We start from the raw sequence: 26733 nt of genomic DNA, 5'->3' as shown, positions 1-26733 counted from the left end.
TTAATGAGGCTATTGGAGAAGATGAAGGCAGATAAGCAAGAGAAATTGTTGCAGAAGAAGTTAATTGAAGCGTTTGATGTATCAGGTATTTATATGGAGTACACAAGCGAAAAGTATAAGAAGCGTATCTATCCTAAAATTCATTCAATCAAATTTAATGAAAATCGTATTGAGTATGTTTTTACACTGTTAAATGGTCAAGATCCTAAAGAGATAAAGAAAAAGGAGTACGCCTTTTATCAAGTATTCGGACGCACTCTCAAAATTGAAACTGACTCTATAAAAAAATATACGCTAACAGTTAGCAATAGAACAATACCAAAGAAATTCATTTACGATTATAAAAAATTCTTACCTGCGATTGAAGGAATGAAGTTACCTATATTCGGTGGAGTTAACCTAGATGGTGAATATATAGTATGGGATATGGCAGATGGTAAGCCTCATTTATTAGCAGCCGGTGAAAATGGTTCAGGTAAGTCAGCTGGAGTTAGGCAAATCTTAGCTACATTAATCCAATTTAAAAAGTCCAGTGAGCTTCATTTATACCTTTGTGATCCAAAGTTTACTGAGTTTCATTTATTCGGAGATGTCGAGCATGTTCAAGGTAAGATAGCTTGTGAAATGGATGATATATATAACAATATAAAGGCGGTAAAGAAGGAATTAGATGATCGTAAGAGACTGATAGGAGAACAAGAAAAGCTTACTGGTATTGAAAAATATAATGACAGATATCATGATAAAAAAATTCCATATGTTCTTTTGGTAATTGATGAATTTGCACAACTAAAAGATAAAAAAGACTCTATAAATTTAATCGAAACCATATCAGCACAAGGTAGAGCATTTGGTATCTTCTTATTGCTTGCAACTCAAAGAGCAGAAGCTCAAGTTATGAACGGATTAATCAAGCAGAATATTACTATTAGAATGGGCTTCCGTCATGCTGATTTAATCAATAGTCGTATTACAAATACAATCGGATCTGAAAAAATTAGCATGGAAGATAAAGGTCGTTTCATTCTTAAATTAGATGAAGCAATGGAAGTTCAAGCACCGTTATTAGAAGAAGAGATTGCTGAGAAGTTATTGGAGCCATATAAGAGAAAAGAGGAAGAAGTGAAGCGAGAAGCTATTACATGGAGTTTCCCGAACTGTAATGAAATAATTGAATCTAACGAAGAAAAGAAAGAGCAATCAAAACCTGTGATTAAGAAATTGACAATTGATGACTTATTCGGAGGAGATAAGTAGTGAAGCAACGAGACAAAAGCATCTTGAGAAGCCTTGAAGAGTTCCGTTGTTTAAGTCGTGATCAGGTTGCAAAACTGTTTTATGGTCATTTAAAGAATCCGATTACTAATGCTAATTATGCTTTGAAACGATTAAGAGATAGAGGGTATATAAAAGCAAATGTAAACAGACAGCCATATGTTTATTTTCCAGCTAATTCAGGAATGAAAAAGGATTCTCAGAAAGTCGATCATTTTTTAAGTATTGCTGATCCTTATATAGAGTTAAAAGTTACTGGACTACTAAAAGAGTTTCATACTGAGCCTAAGTATGGGAAGAAAGGTACTGTTGAGCCGGATGCTTTCTTTGAATTTAATCATTATCCATTTTTCTTGGAAATTCAAAACTCTATTTACTCTGAGAAGGTAATGAAAGCAAAGATACAGCGATATAAAGAATATTTCAATAGTAACGATTGGCACAATGAAAGTTGGCAAAAGGGGAGGGAGATTGTTTTCCCTTATGTATTAATTATTACAAATAAAAAATACAAAATTGAGGTTGATGAATTTCCTGTTATTCAAGTGAAAAGTATTAGTGATCTAATTAGAAACATGTTGAATCAAACAAGGAGAGATGCAACATGAAGCGTAAGCATGTACATTTTGAAGATAATGAAAAGCATTTACTTGATCATGCTTTACAACATAACTTTACCGACTATGTGAAGAGATTGATTGAGTATGATATTAAAAATAATGTATTCGAGAGGGAGTGTACGGAAAACCGGACAATACAGGAAGTCTATAACGAGTGGATGGAAAAGAATGTATGGAAAAATGGATAAAGTGAATTGCTAAATGGGTGCTTAAAGAAAAAGCACCCATTTACTTTTTACAATTTTCTAAATCTTTTTTTGAGTTTATATGGTAAAATTTTCTTATTATTAATAAATATGGGGTGGTTCTTTTGGATTATAAAAATAGGATAGCAAAAATACTTTTCCTTATTGGAATTGGGGAAATGGTAGCTGGATTAATTTTAGCATTCGTGTTCGGTACAGTGGATGTGGGGTACTATACCACTCGGTATGAAGTTTCTTGGGGATATTTTTTCTGATTTTTGCTAGTGCTTTTGTTGGGGGGATGATATTAATTGGTTTTGCAGAATTAATTGAAAGGCAAACGGAGACTAATCAACTTTTAAAACAATCTTTGGGATTGTCGAATAAGCAATTTGGTGCCACTGATAATACAGAAAGTAAGATGGAAGGGGAACCAAAGTTAATTGATACTAAGGGAAAAATTGATTGGGATTTAGAAGCAGAGGATACATTAAAAATTCATGACTACTTTTTTAAGGAAAAGAAAAGATACGTAAATGAAATAATTGCAACTCCTTACCCATATAAATTTATTGTAATTGCAGGAAATAAAGAGCATTTGATAAAAATCGACAGAGAGAATACTAATCAAGTTTTAGAGTTGAACTTATTGGACTATCCGGAAGTTAAGGACTGGCTCGATGGTTTCGAGGAGGGTCTTTAAGATGAGTAATAAGTTTAAGTTTGTATATTCTTTAATAATAATTGTTGTATTATTTCTCTCAGCCTGTGGAGCTACTTCTACAAGTGAGAGTGTGTACGGAACATCACCTGATACTATTGATCAAAATCTGTGGAATGATGCTCATATGATAATTGACATTATTGAGGAAATGATGGATAAAAAAGAAGATACTGCAGAGGAGCAGAATGAGCACTTTGCACACTTTAGAACCACTTATTTCGTAAATGAAGAAACTTTTCAAAACGAACTACATGACAGCTTCACTCAAGAGGAGAGAATCATAATCCTACAAACAATGAGTACCATAATGACTTTTCGTAATAACATCTTCACGCTTGAGTCTACAGGCGAAGATGAGCTTACAGAAACTTTAATACGACTAGAAGATTTTAGAATAACGGCTGATCGCTTTCAAAACGACTAATAATTTAGTCGTTTTTTGTTTTTTCTTCAATATATTCGAAGATGTCAGTAATATTTATATCTGTGTTTGTCATTTTTCTAAGGGTTGAAACAAGCTGATTCAATGTTTTTACCTCAATACGCTTTGTTTGGTTATCACAGATTTCATAAATAAGATTTGGTCTAACCTTAGCTTCACGAGCAAGTGCATTTCTAGTGATATCATGCTTATGTAATAATTCTCTTAATTTGAATTTAATCATTTATATCCCCATCCTTTATTAATATTATACATTATTTTTATCAACAGGGAAATAATTCTTGACGTTTATCGTCTGCCGTTATATTCTTTATTAAGAAATCAAAATATTACATTCTAGGAGGCAATCAATAATGCAAAAGACAAACTACAAAATCGAAGGAATTAACACACTTGAGGATTTAAGAAATTTTCCAGACTCAATTGAAGGTGCTGTGGAAGTAGAAGAAGGGTTGTTTATTTTAAAATTAACAATGAAAAAAGATGAGATTTTAGAGGAATATGATTGTGTAGGATGTGAGTATGTTCCTTATAAAGAAGTTATGGGAGATATTGATTATTTAGAGGAGTATATTTCAGCTTGATATTTTGATAAAATTTATTAGTAACGGTTAGTTGGTCACTTCATTCGAGGTGACGTTATGGCTTCTATAAAAAAAGATGAAAGTGGAAAGTATTACTTTGTATTAAATATAGCCAAAGATCCTGAGACAGGAAAAAGAAAACAACTTAAACGAAGGGGATTCAGTAGTAAAAAGGAAGCTGAACTTGCTTTATCGAAATTGAAATTAGATTTAGAGAATAACAATAACGTTGTAAACTCTAATAATTTCAAGCTTGAATCCTTTATTAATAAGTGGTTTGAAGCTAAGAAAGTAAAATTAAGACCAAGTACAATTAGGAATTATCAAGAACAATTAAATTACAATATTCTCCCTTATTTAGGTGAAGTCAAAGTCAAGGACATAGGCGAGGAGCTAATACAGAGCTATATCATGACTTTACATAAAGAAAGAGGGTTAGCACCTGCAACAATAAGATCAGCTTATGGGGTAGTTGCTGAGGTGCTTAAAAAGGCAATGAGAAAAGGATTGTTAAAGGAAGATGTTTTGTCAGATATCTCGCTACCTAGAGAAGTTAAAAAGATTCGTGTTTGGGATGAAGAAGATATTTATAAATTCTTAGATGCACCGAACAAGATTCTCAATATAACCAGACATTTCATAGGTTTTAGTATATCAATTCAAACAGGTATGAGAATGTCAGAAGTTCTTGGACTAAGATGGAAAGATGTTGACCTTGAAAATAAAATGATATATGTTCGACAAACATTAGCTAGAAATGATAATAACAGTTATAATTTTGTTGATGAAGGAAAAACCACTTCTGCAATTAGAGTTATTTATATTTCTGATTCTTTAGTAGAGTCTTTGAAGCAACATAAATCGTTCCTTGAAAATGAAATAAAAATTGTAGGTAATACTTATCTCAAGTATGATTTAGTTGTTTGTACACAAACTGGTAATTGGGTACATCCTAACAATTTCAGGAGGGCTTTTAAGGTAACAATTGAACAATTAAATTTACCAAAGATTAGATTGCATGATTTAAGGCATACACATTCAACATACTTACTTTCTAAGAATGTCAACCCTAAGATAATTCAAGAGAGGCTGGGGCATAAAAATGTGAATATTACCCTAGGAGTCTATAGCCACGCTTTGCCATCTATGCAGCGTGAAGCGATAAGTAAATTTGATGATTTGTTCAAATTAAGTGACCATAAAAGCAACCAACATAATCAGTAATTTCTCAATCTGTTGATACAACTAGGTTTGCAGTTCTTTGATTTCCACGAAGATTGTATGAATATTATTATGAATGATTTAATTGAGTTAATGGATCCGCGATATATTGAAGTATGGGGAAAGTTTACCCCGCGTGGTGGTATTAGCATCGATCCTTATACAAATTATGGCAAGCCTGGAACAAAGTATGAAAAAATGGCTGAATACCGCATGATGAACCATGACTTGTATCCGGAAACGGTAGATAATAGATAAAAGTAGAAAGGCAGGAATCTAATGATTCCTGCCTTTCTTTGTTATTAAGCTGTATATCGGTTAACCTTTTGAATCTTTAAGGCCTTTATTTTAGAGACATTTAAGACAATATTGTCATCTGTTACGATACAATCCTCACCGTCAATCTTTTGGCGAAACATTTCCTTTCTAATATCTGACTTAGTAGTGAAATCAATTTTTATTCCGCTTATAAATTCTACGAAAACATGGAATCTCTTCATACTAATCAGCTCCTTTAAAGGAATATTGACGTGTCTGTTTAAGTTAATGTTAAGGTAAATGAAACCTCCATTACTAGTTTAACCATTTTTAAAAAAAGTAAACGTAACAAATGTATATGACAATTAGCATCATATTCAGAATTAGACAATTTATGCTTGATTGTTGCTTTTAGTGTTTTTATTTATTAGATGAATAGAAAAAACAAAGCTCGTCAATCCTTATTAAGAAAGAGAGGCGATAAAATAGTGACGAAAGAAACGGTCATTTTCGCGATTACGATTAAGTTGCTTATGGTTATAGCATTATATTTCTCTTGGCAGTTTATTAAAAGGACTCTTAAGCGACGAGAGAATTTATAGCAAACAGGTTCAACGGAAGTGGTTGAACCTGTTTTTTTAATGATTATTCTGATTGTATACCTTTTTTAATAGCTCAAAATAGTCAATATCCTTACCGATATCATAGCGTTTTCCATTTAATTCACGGCCATAACAGTCGAGGTCAGAAACCATTAATTGCAATGCATCTGTAAGTTGAATCTCTCCACCTCTACCAGGTTTTACTTTTTGTAAGTAAGTAAATATGTCAGGATTTAGAACATAGCGACCGACGACTGCTAATTTCGAAGGAGGAGATGTTTGTGGTTTTTCAACAAGATCTGTAACTTGATACAAATGTGTACCTAGTTGTTTTCCAGCAATGACGCCGTATTGATGGAGCTCGGATTCAGCAACAGATTGTATTCCAATTACACTCTTTTGGGTTTCTTTATATACATCTATAAGTTCATTTAAACTAGCTCCTAAAAAGATGTCATCGGGGAGCAGGACAGCAAACGGTTCATTGTTCACAAACGGCTCACCTAATGAAATAGCATCACCAAGTCCACGGGCAAAGGGTTGACGTGTATATTGTATGTGAATATTTGGTAAGGAGAGCTTTTTTAATAGATGAAGCTTATTGCTCTTTTCTAGAAACGATTCTAATTCAAGTGATCGGTCAAAGTAATCAATAATCATATTTTTATTTCGGGAAACGATAATCAAAATTTCTTCAATTCCAGCAGTAATCGCTTCTTCGACGATATAATGTATAGCTGGTTTTCCTTTAATCGGAAACATTTCTTTTGGGATTACTTTTGTAATCGGGAGGCTTCTAGTTCCGTAACCAGCAGCAGGTATAATGGCCTTCTTAATATGCATGATTCCCCTCCCTTTTTTGAAAGTGCTTATTAGTCTTGATATCTTATTCTCTTAAATGAGTATTTGGAAGTAGTCCATTTTTAAAAGGGCGTTTACACATATAGGCTATTAGCCGACACTCATCTTTATGGCTTCTAATAAGATATAAAAATTGGGTTTTATCTTATTGTGAGGAGTCGAAGCTATGAATGTATGTGTGATTGGCGCAGATTATGTTGGATTAACGACTTCAGCTGTATTAGCCGACTTTGGACATAAAGTGTTTTGTGTAGATTATGACAATGAAAAGATAAAGAGATTACTAGATGGTAAAAGCTCTATCTACGAACCTGGCTTAGAGTCGCTTATTTTAAAAAATACCGAACGAGGGACATTAAAATTTACGACAAATTTCAAGGAAGCGGTGAAGAAAAGTACAATTGTTTTTATCACGGTAACAACCGAACGAGGCATGGATAAAAGTACAAACCTAACTTTTTATTTAGATGTAGCAAAAGATCTTATTCCATTAATAGATTCTTATAAAGTCATTCTAACGAAGTGTACAGTACCTATTGGAACGAATGAACAAATGATAAATATGTTTGAAGAAGGGGGACTTGGAAGAGAATATTTCGATGTTGTTTCGAACCCGGAATTTGTAAGGGAAGGAACAGCGATTGCTGATATGTTACATCCTGACAAAATTGTATTAGGTGTCGATAATCCAAAACCGATTACGATCCTGCAGAAGTTGTACCAGAAAATTGATGCCCCTATGATTATCACAAATCTAAATGGTGCAGAAATGATTAAATATGCATCTAATGCGTTTTTAGCAGTGAAATTGGCTTTTATTAATGAACTAGCGCAAATTAGTGATTCGTACAAAGTCGATATTAATGACGTTGCCCTTGGACTAGGGACAGACCCAAGAATTGGACCTCATTTGTTACAAGCTGGTTTAGGTTATGGTGGTTCTTGTCTTCCATTAGACTTAGCTTCACTTGGAAACCAGTCTTTAGAACGTGGCACTCCTCCTTATCTCCTTCAAGCAGCCCAAAAAATTAATGATCGTTTAGTTGATGTATATCTTGACAAGTTAAAAGAACTACAACAAATAAAGTCAACGAAAATAACGGTATGGGGAGCGGCTTTCAATCCAAATAGCGATGATAATAGTCATTCCCCAGCTATGAAACTAATTGAACGTTTAGTAGAAGAAGGAGCAGAAGTTCATGTCTATGATCCGGTTGTAACACATATTAAAAGTGCTACATTACATGACGATCTATATAAATCAGTAGAACATGCAAGTGCATTAATCATCGCAACAGACTTGCCACATTTTTTACAGGCTGATTGGAATCAAGTGACAAATAGAATGGCAGGAGATCTATTACTAGATTGCCGTAATTGTTTAAGTCCAAGAGTTATTAAACACCATGGGTTAACATATATAGGGGTGGCTAGATCATGAAAATATTAGTAACAGGTGCAGCTGGATTTATTGGTTCAAATTTATGTGAACAACTTCTTCAACAGAAAAATGTTAATGTAATCGGTATTGATTATTTCATTGGACCTACCAAGAAATTGATTACTGAAAAAAATATTGTAAGCCTCGTAACAAACCCTCAATTTCAATTTATTCAAGAGGACCTTTTGACAATAGATTGGGAAAAGTATTTAGAAGGAGTAGATTATGTCTTTCATTTAGCAGGTATTCCGGGCGTTCGTTCTAGCTGGGGCACAGATTTTAAAAAATATGTAAGGAATAATATTGATGTGACCCAACGATTATTGGAAGCGTGTAAAAATGTTTCATTAAGCAAGTTTATCTATTCATCTACTTCATCCATTTATGGTGAAAAAGAAGGGAAAGTATCTGAAGAAGCAAAGCCTGAACCACTTTCCCCATATGGTATTACGAAATTAACAGGCGAATATTTGTGCCATGTTTATCGGAAAAGCTTTGGAGTACCAACTGTTATTCTCAGGTATTTTACAGTCTATGGACCTAGACAAAGAAGTGATATGGCTTTTCATAAATTCATTCGTCATGCCCTCGAAGATCAACCAATACACATTTTTGGCAATGGAAAACAATCACGAGATTTCACTTTTGTTACTGATTGTGCAACTGCTACGGCGGCAGTAGCCTTTGCTGATAACGTGGTAGGTGAAACAATTAATATAGGGGGAAAAGAAAGGGCTTCTGTAATAGAAGTAATTAGATTACTTGAGCAATTATTAAATAAGAACATTAAAATCCAATTTGAGAAAAAAGCAATTGGAGAGCCAATGCACACGTGGGCTGATATAACTAAGGCAGAGCGATTGCTAAACTATCAACCGCGTATTAGTTTAAAAGAAGGTTTGATGAGGGAAATTGATTATATAAAACAAATAGGCAATATAAAAGAATAGATTGTTTCATGAATGGATAAAACCTTTCCTTAGTGATAAGGAAAGGTTTTATCCTATTAATTATTTCTTCTTCGTCTTTTTTTATTGGCTATTTTGTAAAAAAGTTTAGCGGATGTGATGTCATTGATTGATTGAATATATTCTCTCGTAGTTTGAGGATTTTGCAAATCAAGTTGACCTTTTAGAAGCTTTTCGAAATCACTGATAATCTTTTGCGCCGTCTCATTATCGTTTTGACTTGTTCCAGTCTTCATTTTTACATTTGAGAGTAGCGAGTCAATAAATAATGGGTTGTTTATAATGTCTGACAATTGTAATTTTCTTGGTTTTTTTGTTTTTGCACGATGCTTAGAAAGATCGACCACTTGATCATATTCTGTTTGTGATGAGTCATTTATATCCACAGGTTCTTCTTCTTTTTCTAATGAATCATCGACTGTTTCCGTTACTTTCTCTTTGGTTTCAAGCGTTCCTTCTTTGTTAGGTTCTCCGACTAATTCAAGCTCTTCAAACCCTACAGGAGCTTCAACTTCAGGTTCTGTAGAAGGTTCATTCGTCTCAACATCAACCATTTCAAGCTCATCAACTACTTCTACGCTTTCTATAATGGTAGGCTGTTCATCCAATTCTTTCATTTCACTAGTTGTTACCTTATTTTCCTCATCTAAAGTATCTACAATCATTTTTTCTTTGATTTCATCTGCTTCTTGTTCAGCTGTAATTGAAATTTTGTTTTTTATTTTGTGTTCGACTTCATCCCATACAGTCGAAATGTCATTAATGACACGATTCCAAGTGAAGTTGTCTTCGGCTAATTTTCTACCATTCAGTCCTAATTTCTTTCCTAGTTTAGGGTCGGATAGTAAAGGAATTAAGAGGTCGGCAAATGCTTGTGGTTCTTCAGGGTTCTCAACAACATATCCATTCTCATTAGGGTTAATAACTTCAGGATTCCCACCTCGTGCCGTCGTAATAATAGGTAGTCCTGATGCCATCGCTTCATAATGAACTCTTGCGAGAGGTTCTTGCCATTGGGAAGGGCAGACGAAAACATCCGCTGCAGCAAACCATTTTTGTATTTCACTTGGGGCAACAAATCCAGTATTAACAACTGGTATTGGCAATCTAGCAGCTAATGAACGTACATAGGCTACATAGTCACTTACTTCATTGACGCTAAACCATTTGCTTCCAACGAGTACGAGAGCGATGTCGGAGTGTTTCTTTGCGATAAGTGGCATGGCTTGAACGAGGATATCTGCTCCTTTATTGGCTGAAAGACGACCGGCAAATAAGATGACTTTTTTGCCATTTAGATTGTGTTCTTTTCTAATCTCTTCACGCATTTCTAATGCCTTTTTTGAATGAGGAGGGACGAAACGATCAATATCAACACCAGAATAAATGGTCTTTAATTTACCAGCTGCTTTTGGAAATAAGTCTGAAATGGTTTTCCCTATATAATCACTAACAGTAATAATTTTATCAAGTTGATCAATTGCAGCCTCAGCTTCTTCAGGGTCGATTTTTTCTAGTTTAAACATATCGTTATGCATACTTAGAACAATGCGGGCGTTTGGGGCACATTCTCTTACAGCAAGCACTAATCTAGGTCTATTAAAAATGTGAATTAGGTCATAGGATTCAGCTTCTGATGACTGAAGAAATTGCTTAACATTATCACGATAATCTTCTAACAGTCCACCAGGTGTTCGTACATATCTGATGTTGTTAACTTTCTCATCGTTTGGCAAAGAGTCATCTGTTGTTCCTAAAATCGTTAGATCATGATTTTTAGCAAGTGTAGGTGAGACTCCGTCAATATAAGTCTGAATGGCTCCGCCTCTAACTGCAGGAACAGGCAGTTTTTCGGTACAGATCATGAGAATTTTCATTTAGACTGAACTCCTTTCCACTCTTTTAACTCTTCAATTGCTGGCCATTTTGTTTTATCTGTCTCGGCAATTCGATTACAAAGAGCTTCAACTTCAGAGTCTAGAAAAACAGTTGGTTCATAGACCATTTCTTTTACGTTTTTATAAAATTCGTTTGGTAAAGACATATCAATTAGAAGAATCTCATATAGTTCCTCTTCAATTGGGTTCGCTTCATGATACGCTTCAATCATACCTTTCATCCAATTGACATCCCAAACACCCATATCATCCATTTGGCCTGTAATCAGTTTACGCAAGTCTCGAATTGGAAGGTCATAAGCAACGCCATCCAAATCAATGATCCACATTCCATTCGGCCCCATTTGACCATTTGACCAGCCGTAATCTTGGTGGACGAGACCCCAAGATGTATTACCTCTAGCTGCTAACTCATAGTAGGAAGATTGTTTAAGTTGTTCAAGTGCTTGATGTGCTTGTTGTTCAAACATATCGACATGGTTGAGGATAGCTTGACTTGCCGGCATTTCAGGATAGGAGATGGCGATTTTGCGGAACCAATCCATTTTCTTTAAGACTTTCTCATAAGATTTTGGCCAACGATGGACGCGGCTTGGCTTTTCCGCTCCTTTTGGCGGAACATAACCTTTTGAAAGACGATGAAATTCACCGAGTGCATGGCAGAGTAACTTAGCTCCCTCTAAATCATTTGCTACTGGATAAAGAGGTTCCACCCATTCGGCTACAAACCAAAGTTTTCCTCCCATTTCAACATAATCTTCTCCTGTTTTCGTTTTGAAAAGAGGAGGAACTCGAGCATCTTTCTCTTTTACTAAATATTCTTGTGCACCAAGGCTAAATTGACTTCGTCCAGGTCTCCTGTGAAGGATTTTTAAACTAAATGGACCTTTATCAGTTTCCATTTTCCAAATAAGGCCACCTTTGTCCGCTTTTGTAGTGACAACTTCGAGATGGCTGACCTTTAAGTCATAGTGAGTTAGGACAACTTGAGCCATATCAACTATATATTCTGGTACAAAAAAGTCATCTTCAAGAGTACCATCGAGATCCCAAGGTACAATGAGTTGTTCTGACATTATGATCCCCCATTTCTGTATAGTCTTTAGTAGCATATTCGACTATGAAATGATTCGTATAGTTAATTACCTAGAAAAAGGAAAACAATGAATAATGAAATAGTCGGGTACAAAGACCTAAAAAAGATTTTGGTGAAGAAAAAGAAGGAAAAAAAAGTAAAGTGTCCGAAATAGTCATCATTATGTTTCTGAATAATAAAATTAAGGGGGTTGGTATATGTATAAAACAATAACAGCAGATCTATTTAATTCGATTGATGACCTAGAATTGTTTGTTGCTCATATTGACCCAGATTCATACCTAGCTAGAGTTTCTTTGGAATATCTAGTTATAAATGGTAAATCAGATTTGCTTGAAAAGTTAATGGAAAAGCTTTTAATGAGTTCAAATGAAGAAAGCAGAGAGTGGGCAGAGGTATATTTAATTGATCATTTAGTATATAAGCAAGAGAAAGATATAATTGACGTAACTAAGCAATTAACCTATAAGAGAGTTCAATCAAAAGAATTATCGACTTTGATTAAAGTTTTTCAACTTTATAATTATTATGATATGAAAAATTTTGAAATGAGGACCTCGTTGGGTGAACTTGTTAAAGTAGAAATTCCGAATCTCCAAGATGGATTTATGAAAACATCACTACTTTGTAGACAAAAGTTAATCATGCAAGCGATTCATCTTCATCAAAATGAGCTTGAACAATCAAGAGCTTGCGGCAAAGAATTGTTAGAAATTGCGTTAACACCACTTATGAAAGCAATCGCCTATAACAATTTAGGAAATTCTTATATCCTTTCTGATCGAAAACAGGCCCTCAAGCATTTTGAAGCTTCTATACAAATTGCACAACTTATTCAACATACTAGAATATTGACGCAGGCCCAAATGAACAGGAACTTTACATTGTGTTATTGGAATGAGTCAGAGAAAGTTAATTTAAATTTAGATTATGAAACAAGGATGGACGAGAAACTGGAGCTAGTCTTTTACTTGATTAAAAAGAATCAAAGAGAAAAAGCTTTGGTTGTACTGGATGAAGTAAAGGCTGGAATTGGTAACGATTATGTTCATGGTTTTGAACAGTATTATCGAGGCTTAGCGACAGGTGAACATCTCTATTTTCAAAAATCAAGTAAATATTTTGAATTAGCAGGTGATTATTACTTTCAACAGTTACCTCTGGAACAATTGAATAATGGGGGAAGGAGGTGATGGTTATGAAAAAAGCTATGTTAGGTATAGTGGCCATTGCTTTAATCGTTTTAGCAGTTCCGCAAACATCTGATTTAGCAATTCCAAATGGAAGCGATCGAGTTAAAACTGTTGATCAAGCCTTTTGAATTTGATTGTGAAAGTTATAAATAAAAACAGGTCCATTTAACGATTGTTAAGTGGATCTGTTTTTATTTATTAGCATGATTATATTAGGAAAAGCAACATTTCAGCATATCAATCCTCGATTATTTCCAAGGCAAGCGCATATTTTGATAAAATGAGACAGCGTTCGAAGTAATGGAAGCCAATGAAGCGTATTATGTAGTTTCATGCAAGGAGTTTGCTGATCCCTAAAATAACAAAGATCATACTAGGAATAACAGCCATATAACGTAGAATAAAGCGACTTTTTGTCTCATGCCCATAAATGATTCCAATAATAAAGGCAGTAAAAATAATAATCCCAGCTAAAGGAGCAAACCAAAAGGAGCGTTCAGCGAGACCGGCTTGAATTCCATAACCTAAGCTATCAACATTCATTAATAAAGCGATCATCACAAAATAAGATTTGCGATATACTGGCATATCAAAGAAAAGATTATATAAACCGATGCCGATTAACAAAATTCCAGCAAATGTTTGAATGATAGAAGAAGGAATAATTTCCCCGATAAACCGTCCTACTCCCATCGAAAAGAATATAACGAAACTTGAAAATAGTGCAATGAGTCCGATAATGACGAGTGGTATCCGAATCCGTTTTAATCCAAATAAGAAACCAATTGCAAAAGCATCGATGCTTACGAGTACAGAAAGGAGTAGAAGAAGGATGAAAGCTAGCATATACCCACCTCAGCAAATGTTGTGTTGAGAGTATATGCTTTGCTTGTCTATGCTAGAATCGTTTCTGATTATTACTCGTATAAATCAGCTAATTCATCTTTAATTGCGTGTAACAACTGGATATACTGATCAGGGTTTTGAAATTGAATAGGTTCCCAGTTTCGTTTGATCCAAGCAACCAATTCATGTCCATTTGAAAATTGACGACCGCTTGTATCAAAGGTTCGTAATGTATAGATTCCATTTTCAGGCTCAATTTTAACTAAACAAGGGATTTGACTTTCTTTTGATGGTAAGTTCATTTCCATTTGTTTTAATCACTCCATTATTTATCTTATGATTCAATTATGTAACGAAACAAAATAGTTATGCATTGTTGAGACAAACTGGTAAAATGAAGCTAGTATAGGTGGTTATTTGGACGTAACAAGAGAGAAAACCAATTATTATCAAGTAGAAAGTGAGATATAGGGATGATTGATTTAACTTTTGAAAAATATAGTGAATGTAAGCTTCGGAATTTTGAGATAATTGATTCTTATTCTGTACAACAGTGGAAGCACTTTGTTGTAACATTTGATGGCGATGTTCCGGATGAACTTGAAGAACCAGAAGCATTGATCATTGTTGGAGAATCCGGTGAGGTGCTTCAAGTCATTTTAAGAGAAGAGGGCTGCGATTCACCACTGTATCAATTTACAGAAAGTGAAAAGAAGCAGTTAATTGGTTGGTTTATTCAACAAGATGATGGAGAATAGCTAAAAAGCCTTGAGTAGAGTGATTTACTCCTCTCAAGGTCATAGCTACCCATTTCTAATTAGGGTTAAAGAAAGCACCTAATTGTTTTAGATTCTTTATACATCCTCTTGAAAATACTTTATGAGCTTGTGCGGATTATCTAATAGATTGATATTACGTTTTTGTAATTCTTTTACATGAAAGGCTTGGAAGTCTTTTTCTTCCTTTTGAAAAACTCGATTCCAGTATTGAAGTTCATCTTGTTTAGTCTCAGAAAGTGACTCTTCAATAGTCATACAAATAAAAGTTCGACATACAGCACTCTTAAATGATGGTTTTAAAGTACAGCCATTATAAAAGAATTGGCACGTTGAATAAGAAAGCTTGAGATCCTCATTTTCCATTTCCGAAAGTCCTTCAGTCTTTTCTTGCATGTAATGAGAGCTTACATTCGCATGAATTTTGATTGAAAAGGGATCTATTTCTGCTTGTGGATGATTCAGAATCTTTGAATAAAAAAAGACTGGATCTTGTCAGCACATATTAGCTATTTCAAGTAAGTAGAAATTAGGGCTATGTGAACAACATCCAATTGTTGGAAAAGAACGATTAGGTGGCTGAAATGACGGGTCTTGGCAATTTAGACATGAACTTGAGAGTATTTGCTTATTTGTTTGGTCGATTACGATCATTAGTTTTTCATCCTTTGTGATTTCATCCTGAATTTAGACGGTTTTGGTTAGGTTTTGGTTAAATGTAGAAAAATTTTCAAGCTTTTCTCAGAAATAACTAGATTTTCTGAATAAAAAGTTTTAAAATTTCAATTGTACTGAAGTTAATTCTACTTTCTAAAATTTTAGGAATCAAGAGGGTTAGATCGATCTAAAAAAAATGAATTTTTCATGAATATTACCTTTAATAATTGTGTCAAACATGTTAAAATATTCATGAAAGCGTTATATTATTTTAAAATTCATAGATTTAACTTCAAGTTAAACTAGGAGGTCATTAAATTATGTCAAGCAAGGGGCACAAAGCGGAAGAACCATGGCAAGGGTTTCATGGTCCAAATCTTGGCGTAGCAATTGAGCTTTATGAAGAGTATTCAAAAAACCCTGAAGCTGTAGAAGAGGATCTAAGAGAGTTATTTGAAATTTGGGGTCCACCACCATCGGATGTTCAAGTTCAAAGTCAAAACCAGGCACAACCTGTAGCCAATGCGATTGCTTCTGCTGCCTCACCCGATTTGGTAAGGAAATATGTAAATGCTGTGAAATTGGCTGATATGATACGTAGGAAAGGCCATTTAGTATCAGATATTAATCCTATTACTAAAAATGATAATAATAGTCATTTGTTGGAGCTTAGTCAGTATGATCTTACAGAAGAATTCTTAAAGGAAGTTCCTGTAGATATGCTTTGTACGAACGCACCAGCACACGTTAAAAACGGTTTAGATGCCATTAATTATCTGAAAGATGTTTATACAAAAACGGTAGCTTTTGAATTTAATCATGTTCACGACATGGAAGAGCGCGAATGGTTAATGAAAATGGTTGAATCTGGAATGTATCTGCCTAACATGACGAAACAACAACGCCTTAACCTGTTAAAGCGTTTAACACAAGTTGAAGGATTTGAGAAATTTATTCATCGTACATTTGTAGGACAAAAACGCTTCTCTATTGAAGGTTTAGACATTTTAGTACCGATGTTAGATGAAGCTGTTCGTGAAGTCGTTCATGAAGGAACTCAAAATGTTCTAATTGGAATGGCACACCGCGGTCGTTTAAATGTATTAGCACATACTTTGAGCAAACCATATAAAATGATTTTTTCAGAATTCTTACATGCACCAAGTAAGGATCAAGATCCTTCCGGAGGTTCTAAAGGAATAAATGGCTGGACGGGCGATGTTAAGTATCACTTAGGTGCAGATCGTCAAATTCGTGAAGAAAATACGGCTGAAGCAACTGTTTCACTAGCAAATAACCCAAGTCATCTTGAGTTTGTTAGTCCAATTGTTGAAGGATATGCTAGAGCAGCACAAGAAGTACGAACGTCAAAAGGTTTCCCTGAGCAAACGGTATCGAAAGCTTATTCAATTCTGATTCATGGTGATGCAGCTTTTCCTGGTCAAGGAATTGTAACAGAAACATTAAACCTTAGCAGATTGAAAGGTTATCAGACTGGCGGGTCTCTTCATATCATTGCTAATAACAATATTGGCTTTACAACGGAGACGTATGACTCACGTTCTACTACATATGCTAGTGATCCTGCAAAAGGGTTTGAAATTCCAATTGTTCACGTGAATGCAGATGATCCTGAAGCATGTATTGCGGCAATTCATTTGGCAGTACAATATCGCAAGCGTTTTAAAAAGGATTTCTTAATAGACTTAATCGGTTATAGACGACTAGGTCATAATGAAATGGATGAACCAGCTGTAACACAGCCACACACATATAGCATCATTCGTAAGCATCCAACAGCGCGTGCAATTTATGCGAATCAACTTGCAGACAAAGCTGTTATTGAAAAAACATACGGTGATGAGTTAGATAAAGAGATTCAAGAATATCTTCAATCTCAATATGATGATGTTGTTAAAAACAAATCAAAAGAAATTAAAGAAATGTCACCACCAGATGTTGTAGTTAACGGACTACCTAGAGTGAAAACAAGTGTTCCTCTAGATGTATTAAAAGACATCAACGAAGATCTATTAAGGTGGCCAGAAAGTTTTTCAGCTAACACTAAGCTTGAAAAAATCTTAAAGCGTCGCTTGCAATCATTTGATGAAAACGGAAAAATCGATTGGGCACTTGCCGAAACACTAGCATTTGCTACAATCCTTCACGATGGCACACCAATTCGTTTAACAGGTCAAGATTCAGAGCGCGGTACATTTGCACATCGTCATTTAGTTTTACATGACAGCAAAACGAATGAGCTTCATACTCCACTTCATACGTTTGAAAAAGCAAATGCATCATTCGCTGTGTATAATAGTCCTTTATCAGAGCAAGCAGTAGTGGGATTTGAGTATGGTTATAATGTTCAAGCACCTGAAACATTAGTACTATGGGAAGCTCAATTTGGCGATTTTGCTAACGGTGCACAAGTAATATTTGACCAATGGATTTCTGCAGGTCGTGCTAAATGGGGACAAAAATCAGGTATCGTAATTCTATTGCCTCATGGATATGAAGGGCAAGGTCCTGAACATTCAAGTGGTCGTGTTGAACGTTTCCTAGTTTTAGCAGCGGAAAATAACTGGACGATTGCAAATTGTACTTCTGCAGCGCAGTATTTCCATATTTTAAGAAGACAGGCGAAAATCCTTGAAAAGGATGCTGTTCGTCCACTTATTATAATGACACCTAAGAGCTTATTACGTAATCAAGTTGTTGCATCAACACATTCTGAATTTAGTGAAGGTGAGTTTTTACCTGTTTTTGAACAGGCGGGACTCGGTAGCGAAACGGATAAAGTTGAGCGTATTGTTTTAAGTAGTGGTAAAATTTCAATTGATTTATCTGATCGTATTCAAAAAGAAACAGATAAGGATTGGGATTGGCTGCATATCGCTAGAGTGGAAGAACTTTACCCATTCCCGAAAAAACAAATCCGTGAACTATTTGCACGCTATACAAACTTAAAAGAGATTGTTTGGGTACAAGAAGAACCTAAAAATATGGGCGCTTGGCCTTATATTGAATCTCGTATTCGTGAGATCACTCCAGAAGGGGCAGCTGTAAGTTATATTGGCCGAACTCACCGTTCAAGCCCTGCTGAAGGAGATCCGGTTGCTCATAAGAAAGAGCAAGAACGTATTGTAAATGAATCGTTGACACGTAAACAATAAGAGGAGGCCTTTTCCGTGATTGAAATTAAAGTACCAGAACTAGCAGAGTCGATTACAGAAGGAACGATTGCTCAGTGGTTAAAAGAAGTTGGAGAACATGTTAACCAGGGTGAATATATTGCTGAGTTAGAAACTGACAAAGTAAATGTTGAGATTGTTGCAGAACATTCAGGTGTTATCAAAGAATTCAAAAGAGAGCCAGGCGATACAGTAGAAGTTGGAGAAGTAATTGCTGTTATCGATGAAGGTGCAAGTGCAAATGAAGGTGCCGCACCTGCTGAAGCAGCTGCACCAGCTCCTGAAAAGGAAGAAGTAAAAGAAACAGTTCCTGCTCCACAAAAAGAAGAAGCGCCTCAAGCTGGCCGTCTACTTGCTTCACCAGCTGCTAGGAAATTAGCACGCGAAAAAGGAATTGATTTACAAGCAGTCTCTACTCAAGATCCACTTGGTCGAGTACGCAAGCAAGATGTAGAATCACATAATGCAGCACCAGCTGCTTCTACTCCAGCACCAGCTAAAAAGGCTCCAGCAGCATCTGTTACTTCAGATGATCCAACTAAGCCTGTAGAACGTGTGAAAATGTCTCGTCGTCGTCAAACGATTGCCAAGCGTCTTGTTGAGTCTCAGCAAACAGCTGCTATGCTTACAACATTTAATGAAGTTGATATGACAGCAGTTATGGACGTTCGTAGTCGTCGTAAAGATGCATTTGTTGATAAAAATGGTGTGAAGCTTGGTTTTATGTCATTCTTCACTAAAGCAGTAGTTGCTGCTTTAAAAGAATATCCGTTATTAAATGCTGAAATTCAAGGCGACGAACTTCTAATTAAGAAGTACTATGATATTGGTTGTGCCGTTTCAACAGATGAAGGGTTAGTAGTTCCAGTATTACGTGATGCTGATCGTCTAAGTTTTGCTGGTATTGAACGTGGAATTGGAGAATTGGGTAAAAAAGCTCGTGATAATAAATTATCAATCTCTGATCTGCAAGGTGGAACATTTACGATTACAAATGGTGGAGTGTTCGGATCATTAATGTCAACTCCAATCTTGAATGCTCCTCAAGTAGGAATTCTTGGAATGCATAAGATTCAATGGCGTCCAGTAGCAATTGATCAAGAGCGCTTTGAAAATCGTCCAATGATGTATATTGCACTTTCTTACGACCATCGTATTGTTGATGGAAAAGAAGCTGTTGGATTCTTAGTGACGGTAAAGAATTTATTGGAAGATCCTGAAAATCTTTTGTTAGAAGGTTAATTTAATTAGAATGAAGAGACTAACAATTGCGTTAGTCTCTTTTCTATATAAATGACAATTGCGTTACGTGATGGGATAATGTTTGCAAATTAAGGAAATGTCTTTATAATGAAATTATACATCTATTTTAGAAAGTGAGCTGAAAGTTTTGATTCATCAAACGTGGACAGAGCGTGAAACACTCCGCACCGTTGAGTGTATTCACACGGATGCAAAGAAGTACTTAGTAAATCGCGCATTAACAGCTGGAAAATCATATGAATTAAAAAATGAAACCGAGGAATTTTATTTTGTGATTGATAACACTGGTAAAATCGGTGGCTATTATAAAGATTATTTCAAAGGTTAAGACAGCAGTATGCTGTCTTATTTTTTACAATAGATCAACTACGAAACCTCTAATTTGAAGGGAGGAAAATAAGTGGATCTACTTATCTTTGTAGACTTTATTAGACAATATGGGTACATTGCCTTATTCTTTATTGTCGCAATTGGTTTGTTTTTCTTTCCGGTGCCCAATGAAGTACTTTTAATGAGTGGCGGATTATTGGCTACTACAAAATTATTAGACCCAATTCCAACATTTTTAGTTTTGTATAGTAGCATTGTTTTACATGGAACGTTACTTTATATCATTGGTCAGGCAGTTTACAGTTCTACGAATCTAGATAAAAATAAACAATCAATCTGGTATTCTAGAGCTGAAAAAGGGAGAGAATTACTAGATCAATATGGGTTAAAGGCAGCTAGTTTTAGTTATTACTTTCCATTTATTCGTCATGCTGTGCCTTTTAGTATTGGAATGTCAGGTATTACGTATCGATTTTTTGCGATTATAAGCTTTAGTTCTGCCTTCATTTGGCTTTCTATTTATTTTTTTATTGGATTTTATTATGGAAGGTCCATTACCGACTGGACTAGTTTTGTCCAGAACTTGATCTATAGTTTGGTGGCGATTGTTGTGATAGTGGTCGCATTACAATTGTTAAAAAGAAGAAAACAACGTCAGAGACGAATGCTTTAAGAAGCATGAGCTGACGTTGTTTTTTTATTTTCTTTTTTATTTGTTGAAGTAGCAAGAATAATTGATGCAATCACAAGAATAACCCCGAACCATTGCCACAGAGTAAGAACATCTTGAAATACGATGAATCCTATATAAATAGCTACAACAGGTTCAATTGTCGAGAGAATCGAAGCACGACTTGATTCTATGTAACTTAAACCTTTTGTATAAAGCAGAAACGCAATAATCGTTGGAATTATAGCGAGAGCTAAACTATTTAGTAGGACACTCCAAGAGAGAAAAATAGAAAGATTGTAAGTGAAGTCACTAGTGAAGACCATAAATAAGGCAGCACAAAAATACGTATATGCTGTAATCGTTAATGCACCGTAATAACGGCTACTTAATTTAGCGAAAATACTGTAAAGTGCGTAAAAGAAGCCTGAACTTAACCCAATTAAAAGAGTTGATACTGTTATAAATGTGTTAGCAGAAGGCAAAAAACCAACGACAAACGCACAGCCAGCTAATGTCGTAAGAATGGCTAACATCTTTTTAAAAGTGATAAGCTCTTTAAACAACATTCTTGATAAAATCGTTACAAATAAAGGTCCCGTATATAACAAGACAACTGCCAATGAGAGTGAAGCATCTTCCATTACGGTAAAAAAGCACCAGTTAAAAAAAACAATACTCACAATTCCAGAACCAATAAAAAGCGGAAGGTGATTGACTTTTATTTTGAGTTGTTGTCTCTTTACAAGAAGCATGTAGATCAATAATATCACAGCGGCGAAAATGGATCGAATCGCAACAACATCCCATGGGGTCAATCCAAAACTATACAAATTCTGAACAAAAAGCCCAATTAAGCCCCAACAAGCAGCTCCTAAGGCTGCTAACAAGTAAGCTGTCCGAACAGTCATATTGACCACCCTCACTATTTAGTTCATACACTAACCAATAACTATATCATGTTTATTCTACTACCATATTTATAATGGTGTTAGGTGAATAAAAAAGAGACCGGGACAAAAGAGTTTTGATTGACGACCAATTCGACCGTAATAGCGTAGCATCCGCTCTAAATATACTCCTCTTTCTGCGGGCGGTTGAGAGCTTGCTCGTGCTAACGCACGCACTGTGGGGCTCACCCTTGCCTTTTGATCATCAGCAGGAGTCATGCGTATATTTCCTACACAAAGGTTGTCATGGTTCGTATTTTCGATAAAACACTTTCGTTATGTCCCAGCCTCAGTTAATAAGAGGATTTATTTCTTGGTCGTTTGTAAAAATTCATTAAAGCTCATTTGCTTATCAATGACTCCATCAGCGGTAATTTCAATAACGCGATTGGCAATTGTCTCATTAAATTGGTGATCATGTGATGTAAAGATCATTGCACCTTTGTAATTAATAAGGCCATTATTGACAGCTGTAATCGATTCTAAGTCAAGGTGGTTTGTTGGTTCATCAAGAAGGAGAACATTTGCACCACTTAACATCATTTTAGAAAGCATACAGCGAACTTTTTCCCCTCCAGAAAGGACGTTCGCTTTTTTCTTTACTTCTTCTCCAGAGAAAAGCATGCGCCCAAGGAATCCACGTAAAAACGTGTCACTGTCATCTTGAGGAGAGTACTGACGTAACCAATCTATTAGGTTTAAATCACAACCCTCAAAAAACTCGGAGTTGTCTTTAGGGAAGTATGCTTGAGATGTGGTGATTCCCCACTTGAAAGTTCCACTGTCTGGTTCCATTTCCCCAGTTAAAATCTTAAATAATGTTGTTTTCGCAATCTCATTGTCACCAACTAAGGAAATTTTATCTTCTTTATTCATTACAAAGCTAACATTGTTTAGAACTTTTTCTCCATCAATCGTTTTTGAAATGCCTTCTACACGGAGGACATCATTTCCGATTTCACGTTCAGGAGAAAAGTGAACATAAGGATACTTTCTTGATGAAGGCTTAATGTCATCAATCTCAATCTTATCAAGTAACTTCTTACGAGAAGTAGCTTGCTTTGATTTAGATGCATTTGCGCTAAAGCGAGCAATAAAAGCTTGCAACTCTTTAATTTTCTCTTCTTTTTTCTTGTTTTGGTCTTGGGCCATTTTTTGAGCTAACTGGCTTGATTCATACCAGAAGTCGTAGTTCCCAACATAGATTTGAATTTTACCAAAATCTAAGTCTGCAATATGAGTACACACTTTGTTCAAGAAATGACGATCATGAGAGACAACAATAACTGTATTTTCAAAGTTAATTAAGAATTCTTCTAACCACTCGATTGCTTTAATATCTAAGTGGTTGGTAGGCTCATCTAGTAAAAGAACGTCAGGTTCTCCAAATAAAGCTTGAGCAAGCAACACTTTGACTTTTTCTGCACCCGCTAAATCAGCCATTTTTTTCGTGTGAAGTTCTTCAGGAATGCCTAAACCTTTTAAAAGAATAGCAGCTTCGGACTCTGCTTCCCAACCGTTTAATTCAGCAAATTCACCTTCTAATTCAGCTGCTTTAATGCCATCTTCATCGGAGAACTCTTCCTTCATGTAGATAGCATCCTTTTCTTGCATGACTTGAAAAAGACGAGTATGCCCCATAATAACGGTTGTTAAAACTTCTTCCTCTTCGTATTCAAAGTGATTCTGCTTTAATACGGCCAGTCTTTGCCCTGGCTTCATATGCACATCACCTTGCTGAGGATCAATTTCTCCTGATAAAATCTTTAGAAACGTTGATTTACCAGCCCCATTTGCACCTATTAATCCATAGCAATTACCAGGGGTAAATTTAATGTTAACATCTTCGAATAATTTGCGGTCGCCATATTGTAAACCGACACTCGTAACAGTAATCATATATATGTATGCCTCCAAAGTCCATAATCGAATGAATTATACCATCATTGTGGACATTGGGGCTAGTTTTCTAACCTTTTTTTCATTCTTTTCTTTTTTCTAAGCTATTTTCCTTCAAATTGTCGTCGAACCATTGAAGAAAAATAGTTATATTAAAAAGTGGTCTGTTCAGAAGAACTTTTTAAACTAAATTTATGTTGATCTAAGGGCAACAAATTAATAGTTAAGATGCTATTGCAAACATGTGAAAAAGCTCGACCGTCTATAGAGAACATGTTACGATGGACATTTAATTAGATGAACCAAAAAAAATAGACAGCTAGTCCGCCAACAGTTGCTAGCATTGTTACTGTTAACAATTTTGTCGACCTCATGGAGTAATTTACAATAATGGCTCCTAATAAAACGGCAAAATATAAGGAAAAATCCAGTGGAAATATCCTAATCGCGGAATTAAATCTTACATCAGTAAACATTGTAATAAATATTGGTGCTAACATAATGAGTGAAACAATTACTAAACAAATCGTGTTCTTTTGTTTTAACGTCATATTCATAATATCACCTCAATTAAATTTTATTTATAAGTTATCCAAGACCTGCTGTATCAATTCAAGAAGGGGGAGTAGGAATGAGTATGAATTTGCTTGAACAAGCACAAGAAAAGCTTCGTTCAATATATGGATATCATTCTTTTAGAGAAGGACAATTAAACATCATCCAGTTAGTACTTCAGGGGAAAGATACAATTGGTATCATGCCAACTGGTGGTGGCAAGTCGCTCTGTTACCAGGTTCCAGCATTAGTGAATCCAGGTGTTACACTTGTTATTTCACCTTTGATTTCATTGATGAAAGATCAGGTTGATGCATTAATGGAGTTGAATATTCCTGCTACTTATTTAAATAGTACGCTTAGTGTAGAAGAAGAACGAAAGAGACAAACTAAAATACGAGAAGGAGAATATAAGTTAATTTATGTTGCACCTGAACGACTTGATCAAATGCAATTTAAACAACTTATCAATTCAGTGAACATTTCTCTGGTGGCAATTGACGAAGCACACTGTATGTCACAGTGGGGACATGATTTTCGCCCGAGTTACCTATCCATAACCAGTTGGTTACAGGAACTAAAACAAAGCCCAACGGTTCTTGCCTTAACAGCAACAGCAACTGAACAAGTATGCCAAGATTTACAAGAATATTTACAAATCAATAAGGAGCAAGTTGTTAAAACAGGATTTGAAAGAGCAAACTTAACGTTCAAAGTGAGGAAAGGTATTAATAAAAAGCAATTTATTAATACCTACATCTCGAAAAAAAATAAAGATTCAGGAATCATTTATGCTTCAACACGTAAGGAAGTTGAGCAAATTTATCAACAATTAAAAGAGCAAGGATTGGACGTTGCGGCTTACCATGGCGGAATGAGTGAAGTAGAACGGTCAAGAAGTCAAGAAGCATTTATTCATGATGAGATTAAAATCATTGTTGCGACAAATGCTTTTGGAATGGGGATTGATAAATCGAACGTACGATATGTGCTTCATTACAATATCCCTCGTACTATTGAAGCATATTATCAAGAAGCAGGACGGGCCGGCCGTGATGGTGAAGAAAGTGAATGTATTCTCCTATTTAGTCCTCAAGATGTCAGAACTCAAACATTTCTTATAGAACAATCTAACCGAAATGAAACGCGCCAAGAAATGGAGTATAAGAAACTTCAGCAAATGACTGCTCTTTGTCATACTGAACGTTGCTTGCAGCAGTATATCTTACATTACTTTGGTGACGACACGGATAAGACATGTGGAAAATGTTCGAATTGTCTACAAACAGGTGAGAAGATCGATAAAACAAAAGAGGCTCAAATGGTTTTCTCTACAGTGAAAAGAACAAGAGAACGATTTGGAAAGACGATCATTGCACAGATCTTAGTTGGATCGAATAACCAAAAAATAAAACAGATGAATTTAACAACGACCACAACTTACGGATTGTTAAGTCATTTATCACAAAAGAACGTTGCAGAATTTATAGATTTGTTACTAGCAGAAGGTTATTTATTACTCGTGGGAACTAGTTATCCAACAATACAGCTTACAGAAAAAGCGATACAAGTATTGTTAGGAGAGCAACACGTTTTTGTAATGGAAACGATGACTGAAGTTGAGCCAGATCAACAAGATGATGTGTTTGAGGCACTACGTGACTTACGTAAGCAGCTTTCTTCAGAGAATAACATCCCACCTTATATGGTCTTTTCAGATAAAACATTACGAGAAATGAGTCGTTATATCCCATTAACGAATGAGGAATTTTCAAATATTTCTGGGGTTGGTGAACAAAAACAAGAAAAATATGGACAAGCCTTTTTAAATTTACTTGCTATTTTTAAAGACAAAAAGCCACAAATCGATCAGCAATCATCATCATCAAAGCCCTCACTTGGGAACAAAAGAAAAGCTGGTCAATACTTGGAAACGGCAAAGCATTTTCAGAAAGGAGAAAGTGTAGAACAGTTAGCTAAAACATTATCCTTGACAGAGCAAACCATTATAAAGCATTTATTAAAAGCCCAAGAAGAGGGATTTGAACTTATTCTTGAACAATATGTAGAAGAGGAAGCTCGTAAGCTTATACTTGAAGTTGTAGAACAGATAGGGAGCGAACGACTAAAGCCAATTAAGGAGGCATTACCTGATCATATTACGTATTTAGACATTCGTTTTACATTAGGTAAGTAGCTTTTCAATATCACCATCAATTTAAACT

At 35.3% G+C, this 26733-nt stretch carries 28 protein-coding genes and 1 pseudogene; 18 read left to right on the top strand and 11 right to left on the bottom strand.

What is annotated here, in order from left to right:
- Positions 1–3 precede the first annotated feature (3 nt).
- The 5 genes from BkAM31D_RS12310 (at position 4) to BkAM31D_RS12290 (ending at position 3228) form a co-directional block, all read left to right on the top strand.
- Positions 4–1257: an FtsK/SpoIIIE domain-containing protein gene (locus BkAM31D_RS12310; RefSeq protein WP_066149578.1), complete on the top strand. Its 1254-nt coding sequence runs from the start codon at positions 4–6 to the stop codon at positions 1255–1257.
- Positions 1257–1883, top strand: coding sequence for a replication-relaxation family protein (locus BkAM31D_RS12305; RefSeq protein WP_066149575.1), 627 nt, complete (start codon positions 1257–1259; stop codon positions 1881–1883). Before BkAM31D_RS12310 ends, BkAM31D_RS12305 begins: the two co-directional genes overlap by 1 nt.
- Positions 1880–2083, top strand: coding sequence for a hypothetical protein (locus tag BkAM31D_RS12300; protein ID WP_066149572.1), 204 nt, complete (start codon positions 1880–1882; stop codon positions 2081–2083). The genes BkAM31D_RS12305 and BkAM31D_RS12300 overlap by 4 nt, the downstream gene beginning before the upstream one ends.
- Positions 2084–2381: 298 nt before the next feature.
- A complete protein-coding gene (locus BkAM31D_RS12295; protein ID WP_085449796.1) occupies positions 2382–2783 on the top strand; it encodes a hypothetical protein in 402 nt (133 codons plus the stop codon).
- 1 nt (position 2784) lies between these two features.
- On the top strand, positions 2785–3228 hold the full coding sequence (locus tag BkAM31D_RS12290) for a hypothetical protein (protein ID WP_066149566.1): 444 nt from the start codon (positions 2785–2787) through the stop codon (positions 3226–3228).
- A 4-nt stretch (positions 3229–3232) separates the two neighbouring features.
- On the opposite strand, the gene BkAM31D_RS12285 is transcribed toward BkAM31D_RS12290, so the two are convergent.
- Positions 3233–3469: a helix-turn-helix domain-containing protein gene (locus tag BkAM31D_RS12285; RefSeq protein ID WP_066149564.1), complete on the bottom strand. Its 237-nt coding sequence runs from the start codon at positions 3467–3469 to the stop codon at positions 3233–3235.
- 130 nt (positions 3470–3599) lie between these two features.
- Between BkAM31D_RS12285 and BkAM31D_RS12280 the strand changes: the two genes are divergently transcribed.
- From BkAM31D_RS12280 to BkAM31D_RS12270, 3 genes and pseudogenes are all read left to right on the top strand, one after another.
- Positions 3600–3830 carry a hypothetical protein gene (locus BkAM31D_RS12280; RefSeq protein ID WP_066149561.1) on the top strand — a complete coding sequence of 77 codons (231 nt, stop codon included), beginning with the start codon at positions 3600–3602 and terminating at the stop codon, positions 3828–3830.
- 57 nt (positions 3831–3887) lie between these two features.
- Positions 3888–5054: a site-specific integrase gene (locus BkAM31D_RS12275; protein ID WP_066149558.1), complete on the top strand. Its 1167-nt coding sequence runs from the start codon at positions 3888–3890 to the stop codon at positions 5052–5054.
- Between the two features lie 39 nt (positions 5055–5093).
- Positions 5094–5309: pseudogene (locus BkAM31D_RS12270) on the top strand (tunnelling fold family protein); the annotation flags it as partial.
- 44 nt (positions 5310–5353) lie between these two features.
- On the opposite strand, the gene BkAM31D_RS12265 reads toward BkAM31D_RS12270, so the two are convergent.
- A complete protein-coding gene (locus BkAM31D_RS12265; protein ID WP_066149555.1) occupies positions 5354–5551 on the bottom strand; it encodes a hypothetical protein in 198 nt (65 codons plus the stop codon).
- A 396-nt stretch (positions 5552–5947) separates the two neighbouring features.
- Positions 5948–6754, bottom strand: a complete 807-nt coding sequence (locus tag BkAM31D_RS12260) for a UTP--glucose-1-phosphate uridylyltransferase (protein ID WP_066149551.1) — start codon at positions 6752–6754, stop codon at positions 5948–5950.
- A 184-nt stretch (positions 6755–6938) separates the two neighbouring features.
- Between BkAM31D_RS12260 and BkAM31D_RS12255 the strand changes: the two genes are divergently transcribed.
- A complete protein-coding gene (locus BkAM31D_RS12255; protein WP_066149548.1) occupies positions 6939–8213 on the top strand; it encodes a UDP-glucose dehydrogenase family protein in 1275 nt (424 codons plus the stop codon).
- On the top strand, positions 8210–9163 hold the full coding sequence (locus BkAM31D_RS12250; RefSeq protein ID WP_066149545.1) for an NAD-dependent epimerase/dehydratase family protein: 954 nt from the start codon (positions 8210–8212) through the stop codon (positions 9161–9163). The genes BkAM31D_RS12255 and BkAM31D_RS12250 overlap by 4 nt, the downstream gene beginning before the upstream one ends.
- A 56-nt stretch (positions 9164–9219) precedes the next feature.
- Here the strand turns inward: BkAM31D_RS12250 and BkAM31D_RS12245 are convergent, their stop codons facing one another.
- Together BkAM31D_RS12245 and BkAM31D_RS12240 are read right to left on the bottom strand one after the other, a co-directional pair.
- A complete protein-coding gene (locus tag BkAM31D_RS12245; RefSeq protein WP_084371957.1) occupies positions 9220–11058 on the bottom strand; it encodes a glycosyltransferase family 4 protein in 1839 nt (612 codons plus the stop codon).
- Positions 11055–12155 (bottom strand): CotS family spore coat protein, encoded by a 1101-nt coding sequence (locus BkAM31D_RS12240; protein WP_066149542.1) that lies wholly within the window; start codon positions 12153–12155, stop codon positions 11055–11057. Before BkAM31D_RS12240 ends, BkAM31D_RS12245 begins: the two co-directional genes overlap by 4 nt.
- A gap of 217 nt (positions 12156–12372) precedes the next feature.
- Here BkAM31D_RS12240 and BkAM31D_RS12235 point away from each other — a divergent pair, with 217 nt between their 5' ends.
- Both BkAM31D_RS12235 and BkAM31D_RS24370 read left to right on the top strand, forming a co-directional pair.
- Positions 12373–13368, top strand: coding sequence for an AimR family lysis-lysogeny pheromone receptor (locus BkAM31D_RS12235; protein ID WP_066149539.1), 996 nt, complete (start codon positions 12373–12375; stop codon positions 13366–13368).
- A gap of 5 nt (positions 13369–13373) precedes the next feature.
- Positions 13374–13496 (top strand): hypothetical protein, encoded by a 123-nt coding sequence (locus BkAM31D_RS24370; RefSeq protein ID WP_257391566.1) that lies wholly within the window; start codon positions 13374–13376, stop codon positions 13494–13496.
- Positions 13497–13698: 202 nt separating this feature from the next.
- On the opposite strand, the gene BkAM31D_RS12230 is transcribed toward BkAM31D_RS24370, so the two are convergent.
- Complete coding sequence (locus BkAM31D_RS12230; RefSeq protein ID WP_066149536.1) at positions 13699–14214, bottom strand: manganese efflux pump; 516 nt, start codon at positions 14212–14214, stop codon at positions 13699–13701.
- A gap of 71 nt (positions 14215–14285) precedes the next feature.
- On the bottom strand, positions 14286–14522 hold the full coding sequence (locus BkAM31D_RS12225; protein WP_066149532.1) for a hypothetical protein: 237 nt from the start codon (positions 14520–14522) through the stop codon (positions 14286–14288).
- 165 nt (positions 14523–14687) lie between these two features.
- On the opposite strand from BkAM31D_RS12225, the gene BkAM31D_RS12220 reads away from it, so the two are divergent.
- The gene (locus tag BkAM31D_RS12220; RefSeq protein ID WP_066149529.1) at positions 14688–14972 is read left to right on the top strand and encodes a hypothetical protein; all 285 of its coding nucleotides are present in this window, start codon (positions 14688–14690) and stop codon (positions 14970–14972) included.
- A 96-nt stretch (positions 14973–15068) separates the two neighbouring features.
- Here BkAM31D_RS12220 and BkAM31D_RS12215 read toward each other — a convergent pair whose 3' ends face one another.
- Positions 15069–15356, bottom strand: a complete 288-nt coding sequence (locus BkAM31D_RS12215; RefSeq protein WP_066149525.1) for a hypothetical protein — start codon at positions 15354–15356, stop codon at positions 15069–15071.
- 611 nt (positions 15357–15967) lie between these two features.
- Between BkAM31D_RS12215 and BkAM31D_RS12210 the strand changes: the two genes are divergently transcribed.
- The 4 genes from BkAM31D_RS12210 to BkAM31D_RS12195 all read left to right on the top strand — a co-directional run bounded on the left by BkAM31D_RS12210 (position 15968) and on the right by BkAM31D_RS12195 (position 21107).
- Positions 15968–18823, top strand: a complete 2856-nt coding sequence (locus tag BkAM31D_RS12210; protein WP_066149522.1) for a 2-oxoglutarate dehydrogenase E1 component — start codon at positions 15968–15970, stop codon at positions 18821–18823.
- Between the two features lie 15 nt (positions 18824–18838).
- Complete coding sequence (odhB, locus tag BkAM31D_RS12205; RefSeq protein ID WP_066149519.1) at positions 18839–20083, top strand: 2-oxoglutarate dehydrogenase complex dihydrolipoyllysine-residue succinyltransferase; 1245 nt, start codon at positions 18839–18841, stop codon at positions 20081–20083.
- A gap of 148 nt (positions 20084–20231) precedes the next feature.
- Positions 20232–20432 carry a DUF6501 family protein gene (locus BkAM31D_RS12200; RefSeq protein WP_066149516.1) on the top strand — a complete coding sequence of 67 codons (201 nt, stop codon included), beginning with the start codon at positions 20232–20234 and terminating at the stop codon, positions 20430–20432.
- Between the two features lie 72 nt (positions 20433–20504).
- On the top strand, positions 20505–21107 hold the full coding sequence (locus BkAM31D_RS12195) for a DedA family protein (protein WP_066149514.1): 603 nt from the start codon (positions 20505–20507) through the stop codon (positions 21105–21107).
- Here the strand turns inward: BkAM31D_RS12195 and BkAM31D_RS12190 are convergent.
- From BkAM31D_RS12190 to BkAM31D_RS12180, 3 genes are all read right to left on the bottom strand, one after another.
- Entirely contained in the window at positions 21104–22015 is a 912-nt protein-coding gene (locus BkAM31D_RS12190; protein ID WP_066149512.1) for a DMT family transporter, read from the bottom strand. The two genes, BkAM31D_RS12195 and BkAM31D_RS12190, sit on opposite strands and share 4 nt — an antisense overlap.
- 345 nt (positions 22016–22360) lie before the next feature.
- Complete coding sequence (locus BkAM31D_RS12185; RefSeq protein WP_066149508.1) at positions 22361–23953, bottom strand: ABC-F family ATP-binding cassette domain-containing protein; 1593 nt, start codon at positions 23951–23953, stop codon at positions 22361–22363.
- Between the two features lie 293 nt (positions 23954–24246).
- Positions 24247–24510, bottom strand: a complete 264-nt coding sequence (locus tag BkAM31D_RS12180; RefSeq protein ID WP_157076736.1) for a hypothetical protein — start codon at positions 24508–24510, stop codon at positions 24247–24249.
- A 74-nt stretch (positions 24511–24584) separates the two neighbouring features.
- Between BkAM31D_RS12180 and recQ the strand changes: the two genes are divergently transcribed.
- Entirely contained in the window at positions 24585–26705 is a 2121-nt protein-coding gene (gene recQ / locus BkAM31D_RS12175) for a DNA helicase RecQ (protein WP_066149501.1), read from the top strand.
- Positions 26706–26733: the final 28 nt, after the last annotated feature.

The organism is Halalkalibacter krulwichiae (genome assembly GCF_002109385.1).
Lineage (GTDB): Bacteria > Bacillota > Bacilli > Bacillales > Bacillaceae_D > Halalkalibacter > Halalkalibacter krulwichiae.
Note: the sequence above shows the minus strand (reverse complement) of the source record. Positions and strands in the feature narration are given on the sequence as shown.